The sequence below is a fragment of the Nocardiopsis sp. TNDT3 genome (assembly GCF_003427465.1).
In the GTDB taxonomy this organism is placed as follows: domain Bacteria; phylum Actinomycetota; class Actinomycetes; order Streptosporangiales; family Streptosporangiaceae; genus Nocardiopsis; species Nocardiopsis dassonvillei.
Genome location: NZ_QPFC01000999.1, coordinates 1 through 1,195 on the forward strand (window position 1 = coordinate 1; position 1,195 = coordinate 1,195).

Sequence of the window (1,195 nt, forward strand, 5' to 3'; positions counted from 1 at the left end):
CCGCCGAACCCCTGCGGACCCCGGCCCCCGCCGCGGTCGACGCCCTCGTGGAGGAGTACCGGGAGGCCACCGGCCTTCCCGGCGCGGCGGTGGTCCTGACCCACGGCACGGAGGTCGTCCACGCGCAGGGGTACGGCACCACCCCCGGCGGGGAGCCCGTCACCGAGCGCACACCCATGGCCGTGGCCTCGGTGAGCAAGTCCTTCACCGCGCTGGCGGTCCTCCAGCTGGTCGAGGCGGGAGAGCTCGGCCTGGACGACCCGGTGCGGGAGCACCTGCCCGAGTTCACGATGGCCGACCCCCGCGCGGCGCGGATCACCGTCCGCCAGCTGCTCGACCAGACCTCCGGCATGTCCGACTCCGAGTTCGCCTCCTACAGCCGGGGCCGGAGCACCCTCACCCTGCGCCAGTCCGTCGAGGACCTGCGCGACGCGGGTCTGGCCGCCGAACCCGGCACCCGGTGGGAGTACCACAACCCCAACTTCCAGGTCGCCGCCCGCCTGGTCGAGGTGGTCGGCGGGCGGTCCTTCGCCGACCACCTGGACGAGCGGGTCCTCTCGCCGCTGGGGATGGACGACACCACCACCGTCGACACCGACCTCGACCTGCCGTCCGGCGCGCGCGGCCACATCAGCGTGCTCGGACTCCCGTTCCCGGCGGACGAACCCCCCGGGTTCGGCAACGGCTCGGGCGGCGTCATCAGCACCGCTGCGGACATGGGCGCGTGGCTCGTCGCCCACAACAACGGCGGTCGGGGCCCCGGCGGGGAACGGATCCTGTCCGAGGAGGGGATCGAGGCCCTGCACACCCCCTCGCCGGTCTCCGGGGGCTCCTACGCCCTGGGGTGGTCGACGGACGAGACCGGTTCGGGGGCGCCGGTGGTCGAGCACAGCGGCAACCTGATGACCGCCACCGCGCACCAGGCGCTGCTGCCCGAGAGCGGTCACGGTGTGGCGGTCATGGCCAACAGCGGGTCGGCGGGCAGCGGCGCCTCCGCCCTGGCCGCCGCGCTCGTGGAGCTGATCGACTCCGGGCGTGCGCCCGTACCGCCGACGGGAACGCTGGTGCTGGTCGCGGACGCCGTCCTGCTCGCCCTGGGCGCCGCCGCCGTACCGCTCGCCTGGCGCGGCGTCCGGCGCGCGGGTGACTGGGCCCGCGCACGCGGGGGGCGCCCGTGGTGGGCCGCGGCGGCGCG

Annotated in this window: 1 protein-coding gene; it reads left to right on the forward strand. The window is 75.8% G+C overall.

Annotated elements, in window-relative coordinates; translation table 11 throughout:
• A partial coding sequence (locus tag DQW06_RS22805) for a serine hydrolase (protein ID WP_157983573.1) occupies window positions 1-1,195 on the forward strand: 1,195 nt, incomplete at both ends.